Raw genomic sequence first — 9,086 nt, 5'->3', positions numbered from 1 at the left:
AAATATAGATATCTATATTTTTTTTTTAAGCTGGTATCTTTTTATATAAAACTAAGGGGGAAATATAATGAAATTACCAAAGAAAATAGCATCACTTCTTACTGTGACATTAGTAGCAGGAAGTGGATTAGGAAACTTAACAACTGTGGATGCAGCACAAGGTGCAGCTAGCGAAACTTTAGTAGGAAAAGGTAGATGGGAAACAGCAATAGAAATAAGTAAAAATGGGTGGTCTAGCGCTAAAGAAGCAGTAATTGTAAATGATAGTGCATTAGCAGATGCATTAACTGCAACACCTTTTGCAGAAGCCAAAGATGCTCCAATACTTTTAACTCAAAATAATAAATTAGATGAAAGAATAAAAGCTGAGTTAAAGAGATTAGGTGTACAAAAAGTTTATTTAATAGGTGGAACAAATGTATTAAAAAAATCAGTAGAAGATGCTCTAAAAGCTGAAAAATTATCAGTAGATAGAATTTGGGGAAATACTAGATATGAAACCTCTCTAGAAATAGCAAAGAGATTAGATAGTACAAAAGATGTATCTGAAATAGCTGTAGTAAATGGAGATAAAGGTTTAGTAGATGCAATAAGTGTTGCGCCAGTTGCAGCTGATAAAGATATGCCAGTAATACTTTCTCACCCAAGTAAAGGAACACAAGTATCTGATGAATTTATAAAAGGAGAAGATATAAAAACTTCTTATATAATAGGGGGAACAAGTGCGGTATCAAATGAAATAGGTAATAAATTTCCAAACGCTAAAAGATTAGATGGCGCAAATAGAAATGAAACTAATGCAAAAGTTATAGAAACATTCTATACAGAGAAAGAATTAAAGAATGCTTATGTAGCTAAAGATGGTATGGCTAAAGAATCAGAATTAATAGATGGATTAGCTGTAGGTGTACTTGCTGCTAAGAATGATTCTCCAGTTATACTAGTTAGAAACGGATTAAATCAAAAACAAAAATATGTAACTAATACTAAATCTTTCAAGACTATAACTCAAGTTGGAGGAGGAAGTAATAAAGCTGGATTTGATCAATTAAAATCTATGCAAGAGGTTACTACACATAATGTAAAAACTGTAGCACAGTTAAATGAAGCTTTGGATAAAGCTGATGCGAATGATGTTATAGATATGAATCCAGCTACAAGAGCTGATATAAATGAAGAAATAGTTATAACAACTACTAAAAAAATAGCCATAAACTTATCAGGAAACTACGAAAACACGATAACTGTAAGTGCACCAAATGCGAAAATAGTAAATAAAGGAACGATATCTAAACTAGTAGTAAAAGATTCTGTAGGAGGAAAAGTTGAAAATGCTAGTGGGGCAACTATTTCTAATATAGAAATTCAAGGAAGTGCTAGTAAGGTAGAGATAGTAAATGATGGGACAGTAACTAATATAAAAAATGATGCATCAGGGACGATTATAAGTAATAGCGGTACTATAACTAACAATCCAACGGGAAGTCAAAATCCAAGTTTAGACGGAAATAGACCAGGTGGATCAACGGGTGGAGGAAGCTCATCTGGAGGTTCAACTGTAGTTACAACTGCTAATGCATCGAATGAAGCTGAGTTAATTAAAGCTATTAATAATTCAGATATAAAAACAATAATAATAAAGAATACTATAGATATAACAACTAGCTTAGATGGAAGAGGAAAAAAGATAACCGTAGATAGCACTACTATAGATCATGCACTACAAGTAGCAGGCAAAGAAGATGTTGAGATATCAAACTTAATAATAGAAGGGTCAAAGGGGTTTGGTATACAATACTACAACTCAACAGGAAGTATATCTGATGTAGAAATAAAGAATTCAGCTAAAGGTGGATTATTAGTAAACGGATCAACAGTAACTGCTACAAACTTAGTAACAGAAGGGAATGCATGGTACGGAGTTAATGTAGATAAAGGTCAAGCTAATGAAGCAAGAGAAGTTTTATTTACAGTAGGAGAAGGTTGCGAATTTAAAGAAGATGTACAAATTCAATCAGATAAAACAACATTAGATTTAGACTGGGTAGTAGCAGATGGATATATTAAAGAAAAAGCGACTAAGGATGATGGAAAACCATGTATAAGATGGTCAAATAAGGCTAATAAATTATCAACAGTAGAAAAAGGAGACTTTGTAAAAGATAGTCAAAATCTAAACTTTGATTCTAAAATTAATATATTTAGTGGAGTAATACCATACTTCGAAGACGGTGTTAGAACACCAGGGAATTATGTGGAAGTTAAAATAATAGCTCCAGAGAATAAAACAGTTACAGATGATGCATATCTAATTAAAAATGGTAAAAAATATCCAAAAGAAATATTTGATGGAGAAAAACATTTAGTATATCGCCAACAAGTATTGAAACCAGGGCAAACTGATACATTAAAAATAAGTTGGGATGGAACAACAGAAGAAAAAATTACTATAAAAATAGATAATAATTCAACATTAGAGACGCTTGAAAAAATAAATAATTAAGGTGTAAAAAGAGAAATAGCATACTGTAGGAATGCTATCTAAAAAATATATAAACTAACTTTGGAGTAGACAAAGTAAAGTAATAAAAGATTATCGAGTTTATATTATAAAACTCGATAATCTTTTTAATTTATCTGAAAATATGATACTTATATCATCGATATCATATAGTTACTTTAATTAATCAAATTAAAAAACTAAATTAAATAAATAGCCTAAGAACAGATAAAGGTATATAATAAAAAAGCCATAATCAAAATCTTAGGGGGATTAGAATGAGAATAAAATCAATAGACGTAGTTAGGGGACTAGCAATATTACTTATGATAATTGTAAACAATCCAGGAGTAAAAAGAGGATACATACAATTAGAACATGCAATGTGGAATGGAGTAACACTTGCTGATTTTGGATTTCCATTTTTCATAATATGCATGGGAGTATCAATACCGATATCAATAAACAATAAAATCAAAAAGGGCGTTTCAAACAATAAAATAATAATAGACATTATAAGAAGATCTGCTATTATGATACTTTTTGGTCTATTTTTAAATTACTTATCAAATAGAGACCTTAATACGATTAGAATGATGGGAGTATTACAAAGACTAGGTATAACTTACTTAATAGGCAGTCTACTTTACTTGGGAATAAGAAAATTAAATAACAAAAATAATAACATAGTATCAATATTATTAAGTATATCATTATCAATAATATTTCTATACTACATAATAGCAAAAACATATGGGTTTGAAATGGAAGGTAGCCTAGCTCAAATAGTAGATATTAATTTACTTAATGGGCATTTATATAAGCAAAATTTTGATCCTGAAGGAATACTTACAACAATAGTATCCATATCTTCAGTACTTATGGGAAGTGTTATAGGGTGTATAATTACGGATAAAGAAAAATTAGAAAAAGATAAATTAACTAGAATGATATTATTAGGAATTACTCTTAGTATAGGTGCATTTATATTTAATAAATATTTTCCATTTAATAAAAGATTATGGTCAAGTTCATTTGTATTATTAACTGGTGGAGTTTTTAGTATTATACTTTCAGTATTTTATTATATATGCGATATGAAGAAAAAGTATAAGACACTTGTTCCCATTATAGCACTTGGTAGTAGCCCCATATTTATTTATATGATGCTTGAAATTATTAGCAAAACCTTATGGAAGGTAAATATATTAAGTGATTTTAATAATGAGGTTGTTGGATTTAGAGCATGGGTAACATATGAGTTTATAACACCTTGGGCAGGTGATTTTTACGATTCTATAATATTTTCAAGCTTATATGCTGTAATTTGGATTATTATAATGCTTTATATGTATAGAAAAAATAAATTTATAAAAATTTAAGCAAGAGTATTTTGGTTAATGAATTTGTATACTTACATTACTCCACCATAGGATGAGGTAAATGTAAGTATACAGTAATAGACTGTTGATAAGAGATAAATCGGCATTAGCTAATATTTTCAAGCTCTAATACCTTTTTTATACAGTTATCATCTTTGAAATCTCTAGTTCTTTCACAATTTTTAACTTTAAAATCTGGAGTTGTTTTAAATTCTTCATCACATATTCCATCTTTATTTAAATACATACCACTTGCCATTCTAACTATTAAACCACTATTTTTTAGTTTAAATAAAATAGGATCTAGTCCTCTGCCATCTCCGCCAGTAGTTTTTCCTATCAAAGTTGCAAAATTAGTTTCTTTACAAAACATAGAAAATGACTCTGATGATGAATATACTTTATCATCTATAAGTAAGTATATATTTCCTTCAAAATTTAAATTATCTTTAGCTTTTATAGTATAGGATGCTTCTTCAAAGTCACTAAAATCATTAAAAATTTCCTGTGGTGCGTTAATTAATATACTTTGAGGCAACTTTTCAATAGGTTTTAGGCCGATATTTCTTACATTGGTATATTTCTTAACTATTTTACTACTATTTCTATAGACTCTATAGCCATTTATTATAGTATCATTTTTTATAAGTCTAGAAACTATTCCCTGCCAATAGCTATCACTTCCTCCTAAATTACCTCTTATATCGATGATTAAGGCTTTATATTTGCGTGATGCATTGATATAGTCCCAAATCATATTTAAATCTTTATCTGTAGATCCATTTCTTGATGCCATTGATGGCAAATATATGTATCCAACTTCATCTTTAACTATATCTTTTAAAGTTAGCTCTTTTTTTAAGAAAATATCTTTAGATATTTTAATTTTAGGTCTTATAGAATTGTATCTATCTACAACTTTTTTATCATCAAGAAAATCATACCAATTATTATTTGAATATGATTTTTTAAAAAGTTCATATCGGTTTTTATTATCTATTACTTCAGTATGTCTATTACCTAAGTCAGATAATATAGATGATAATTCTTCTATAAATTCTTCATCATTTTTAGTATCTTTAATTCTTTTTAGATATTTATCTTTATTATCTAACCAATTTATATTATTACGTCTCATATTTACATCTAAATAAGGATATCCATCTTTTATGATATTGTACACATATTTAAAATCGCTTACCTTTTCTTTAGTAGATAGTTGATCAGATTTATTATAAAAGCGAGTACCTAGAAAAATTACAAATATAAAAATAATTATTGTAAATAATACTTTTCTTTTCATTATATTCACACCCTTATTGTTCTAATAATCTTAAACATTGTAACATCACTTTACAGTAAAATCTAGTTTACTGAATAATATATATTTATAATTATAACTTTGAATATAGTATTATCATCTAATTTAGAAGGCAATTAATATTATCTATTAATAGAAAAAGAGTTTATATAAAATGATGATACACTTTATATAAACTCTTTTATTTAAAAAGTATTACAATTATTTTACTTGTTATATAATTCGTTTACTTTATCCCAGTCTATTACGTTCCATATATTTTTTACATAATCAGGTCTAAGGTTTTTATATTTTAAATAATAAGCATGTTCCCAAACGTCAATTGTAAGTATAGGAACTAATCCATCTTGAAGAGTAGTATCTTGATTTGATGTTGCTTTTATAAATAAGTCTTTGTTTTTATCCATAATTAAAGATGCATATCCTGAACCAAATTGAGCAATAGCTTTTTTACTTAATTCATCTTTTAAATTCTCTAGGCTTTTAAAAGTTTGATTTATTTTTTCAAGTAAGTCTCCTTTTGGAGTAGTACAAGCACTTGGAGATAAAATAGAGAAGTATAAGTTATGGTTATAAACTCCACCACCTTGATTTATAACACCTTGTCTAATTTGTTCTGGTAACTCAGATACATTTTTTAGAAGTTCTTCTAAAGTTTTTCCTTCAGTAAACTCTTCATAACCTTTTAAAAGATTATTTAGATTATTTACGTAAGTTTGTAGATGTTTACTATAATGTGTTTCTATAGTTTGAGCATCTATATAAGGTTCTAATTCATTAAATTCATAGGGTAATACTATTTTATCATACATTTTAAGCACCTCTTTTTTTATTAGTATATTCTATATATTCCCATTACATTCCTTAAGTAAACCAATTTAGTTAAATATATTTTTATTGTAACAATTACACAAGACAGATAATATAAAAAGTATTGTCTATTTTTATAAAATCAAGATGTAAAATTTCTGTATAATGGTGTCCAATGATTTCCTATTATGTTATAATTAAGACGATTAACGAAAAATAGGGGGTAATTTATGAAAAGGACAATAAAAATGATGGCTGCAGGATTAATAGCCACATCATTAGTTGCACCAACAGTATCATTTGCAACTAGTGCTAACTTAGAAAATAATGAAAATATTAATATAAATTTAGAAAAAACAACTGTAGTATTGGGAGATACGTCAAAAATAAGTATAAAATTCAAAGAAAATCTAAATGCAGATTCGATAACAATAAACTTCTTATGTTATGATATGCCACTTTCAGCTAATTTAAAATTCAATCCTGAAACAAACTCATATGAAGGAATAATAGAATTTAATAAAGACCCAGAATACTTAAATGTATGGCAAATAGAAAATATAACCATAAATGGAGAAAATAAACAAATATTAGATAAGCAAAAATTAGAAGAATTAGGACTGAACTTACAAGAGTATAATATAGTTCAAGAGTACATAATAACTAATAAGAAATATTTCAGTTCATATGTTGAAAAAACGTCAGCTCCAGTAAAAAAACTTATTGGTGACAATAGATCTCATACAGCAGCTAAAATAAGCCAAGAAGGATGGAAAGATGGAGCAGATAAAGTAATTTTAGTAAATGGAAATGCTATAGCAGATGGAATAACTGCAACACCACTTGCAACTACAATGAATGCACCAATACTTTTAACAAACAATGGTGGTATACCACAAAATACAAAAGATGAACTAGCACGTTTAAATCCTAAAGACATAATAATAATAGGTGGAGAAAGTGTTGTTTCTAATAATGTAGAAAACGAGTTAAAGACTATTACAGCTTCAAATGTACTTCGTATTGCAGGTAAAAATAGATATGAAACTTCTTTAAAAATAGCTAAAGAGATAGATGATTATCATGATGTAGAAAAGATATTTATAGCTAATGGTTATCAAGGTGAAGTAGATGCACTTACAATAGCTGCAAAAGCTGGTGAAGATAAACAACCAATAATATTAAGTGAAAAAACTAAATTACCAGAGATAACGTATAATTGGTTAAAAAATGAAAATTTAAAAAATGCATATTTCATAGGTGGAGAGAATAACTTAACTACAGATGTTATACATCAAGTTGCAGGAATAACTACTCCAGCTAGTGGGCAAAGTGTATATAATAATAGAGTATATGGAAAAGATAGATATGAGACTAATGCAAAAGTAATGGCAAAGTTTTATCCAAACGAAAAATTAAATTCAGTTTTAGTAGCTAAAGGAGATATTTTAGTTGATGCATTAACAGCAGGTCCTTTAGCGGCTAAGCAAGGCTCTCCAATACTTATAACTAAGACTGATAGCATACCAAGTTATCACAATACTAACTTAAGTAATAAAACTGCTGATGTAGTTTATCAAGTTGGTGGAGGAGTTAAAGATGGTGTAATAGGTGATATAGCATATAAATTATCACTTCATAATAGTGGAACAAAAACTGTAGTTTTAGATCCAGGTCATGGTGGAAGTGATACTGGTGCACCAAATAAAGTAGACAAATCAATAGTAGAAAAGAATTATACTCTAGATGTATCATTAGCTACAGCTGATTATTTAAGAAAAAATAATGTAAATGTAGTTATGACTAGGGATAAAGATGTAACTATGAGTTTAAGAGAAAGAACTGATTTATCAAATAGAGTAAAGCCAAATTTATTTACAAGTATACATTTTAACTCATTCAATGGAGAGGCTAATGGACTTGAAGTATACTACAAAAATAAAGATAAAAATGGTGGACCAACTAAAACATTAGCAAACAATATTTACAACAGTATATTAGAAAAATTTAACTTAACTAAAAGAGGCCTTAAAACTAGAACTCTTGAAGATGGAAGAGATTATTTACATGTATTAAGAGAAACAGATGCTGATTCAGTATTAGTTGAATGTTCATTTATAGATAGTCCAAAAGATCAACAATTAGTTGATGAACTTCATGAAAGACAACTAATGGGAACACAAATTGGTAAAGGTATAGAAAAGACATTAAATTAGTGCACAGATTCTAGTTTGTTTTATCATTATAATAACAATTACTATATTATTACAATAATATTTACTATATTGATAAACTTATAATAATTGAGTATAATATAGAAATAAGTCAAAAAATGTTATTATAAGATTTAACATGCTAAAATGGAGGTAATTATGACTGGATATACTGGTGAAGGTTATGAATTTAATTACTTGCAATATAAAAATGCTATTGATTCTAGTGAAGTTAAAGGAAATTGGATGTTTGATGCATATCAAAGAATATTAGATATAGTACTTTCATTAATCGGCCTTATAATTGGAGTGCCTTTAATACTTATATTTGGAATTCTTATAAAAATAGAAGATAATGGGCCAATAACTTATAAACAAGAAAGACTAGGTAAAAATGGAAAGAAATTTTATATATACAAGTTAAGATCTATGAGAACCGATGCAGAAAAATTTGGTGCTCAATGGGCTGAAAAAGATGACCCAAGGATTACTAAAGTTGGAAAGTTTATCAGAAAAACAAGAATCGATGAACTCCCACAGTTATTTAATATTTTAAAGGGAGATATGAGTGTAATCGGACCAAGACCTGAAAGACCGTCATTTACGGCTCAATTTAATGAAGAAATACCTGGATTTATTAATAGACTAGCTGTTAAACCTGGGCTTACTGGATGGGCTCAAGTAAATGGTGGATATGAGATTACTCCTGAGGAAAAACTTATAGAAGATATGTATTATATAAGACATAGGAGTGTTTCTCTAGATTTTAAGATACTATTTAAAACAGTGGCTGTAGTATTAACAGGAGACGGAGCTAGATAATTTTAAAAATTAGATTATTGACTATAAAGGGCTCTTAT

General features: G+C 28.1%; 6 protein-coding genes. 4 read left to right on the top strand and 2 right to left on the bottom strand.

Annotated elements, in window-relative coordinates; all coding sequences use genetic code 11:
• Window positions 1–67 precede the first annotated feature (67 nt).
• Together JWF52_RS00605 and JWF52_RS00600 are read left to right on the top strand one after the other, a co-directional pair.
• A complete protein-coding gene (locus tag JWF52_RS00605) occupies window positions 68–2,503 on the top strand; it encodes a cell wall-binding repeat-containing protein (protein WP_208331438.1) in 2,436 nt (811 codons plus the stop codon).
• 275 nt (window positions 2,504–2,778) lie between these two features.
• The gene (locus JWF52_RS00600; protein ID WP_286183927.1) at window positions 2,779–3,882 is read left to right on the top strand and encodes an acyltransferase family protein; all 1,104 of its coding nucleotides are present in this window, start codon (window positions 2,779–2,781) and stop codon (window positions 3,880–3,882) included.
• Between the two features lie 106 nt (window positions 3,883–3,988).
• On the opposite strand, the gene JWF52_RS00595 is transcribed toward JWF52_RS00600, so the two are convergent.
• Both JWF52_RS00595 and JWF52_RS00590 read right to left on the bottom strand, forming a co-directional pair.
• Entirely contained in the window at window positions 3,989–5,185 is a 1,197-nt protein-coding gene (locus tag JWF52_RS00595) for a S41 family peptidase (protein ID WP_208331437.1), read from the bottom strand.
• A gap of 224 nt (window positions 5,186–5,409) precedes the next feature.
• On the bottom strand, window positions 5,410–6,015 hold the full coding sequence (locus JWF52_RS00590) for a superoxide dismutase (protein ID WP_208331436.1): 606 nt from the start codon (window positions 6,013–6,015) through the stop codon (window positions 5,410–5,412).
• Between the two features lie 228 nt (window positions 6,016–6,243).
• Between JWF52_RS00590 and JWF52_RS00585 the strand changes: the two genes are divergently transcribed.
• Complete coding sequence (locus tag JWF52_RS00585) at window positions 6,244–8,229, top strand: N-acetylmuramoyl-L-alanine amidase (protein ID WP_208331435.1); 1,986 nt, start codon at window positions 6,244–6,246, stop codon at window positions 8,227–8,229.
• 156 nt (window positions 8,230–8,385) lie between these two features.
• Window positions 8,386–9,048, top strand: a complete 663-nt coding sequence (locus JWF52_RS00580) for a sugar transferase (RefSeq protein ID WP_286183926.1) — start codon at window positions 8,386–8,388, stop codon at window positions 9,046–9,048.
• Window positions 9,049–9,086 lie beyond the last annotated feature (38 nt).

It is taken from the genome of Clostridium sp. CCUG 7971, from assembly GCF_017590215.1.
In the GTDB taxonomy this organism is placed as follows: domain Bacteria; phylum Bacillota; class Clostridia; order Peptostreptococcales; family Peptostreptococcaceae; genus Faecalimicrobium.
The sequence above is the reverse complement of the archived record's forward strand: the minus strand, read 5'-3'. Positions and strand labels throughout refer to the sequence as shown.

Coding starts and splice junctions, on each gene's coding strand:
- JWF52_RS00605 (WP_208331438.1), top strand. CDS start 68: ATGAAATTACCAAAGAAAATAGCATCACTTCTTACTGTGACATTAGTA.
- JWF52_RS00600 (WP_286183927.1), top strand. CDS start 2,779: ATGAGAATAAAATCAATAGACGTAGTTAGGGGACTAGCAATATTACTT.
- JWF52_RS00595 (WP_208331437.1), bottom strand. CDS start 5,185: ATGAAAAGAAAAGTATTATTTACAATAATTATTTTTATATTTGTAATT.
- JWF52_RS00590 (WP_208331436.1), bottom strand. CDS start 6,015: ATGTATGATAAAATAGTATTACCCTATGAATTTAATGAATTAGAACCT.
- JWF52_RS00585 (WP_208331435.1), top strand. CDS start 6,244: ATGAAAAGGACAATAAAAATGATGGCTGCAGGATTAATAGCCACATCA.
- JWF52_RS00580 (WP_286183926.1), top strand. CDS start 8,386: ATGACTGGATATACTGGTGAAGGTTATGAATTTAATTACTTGCAATAT.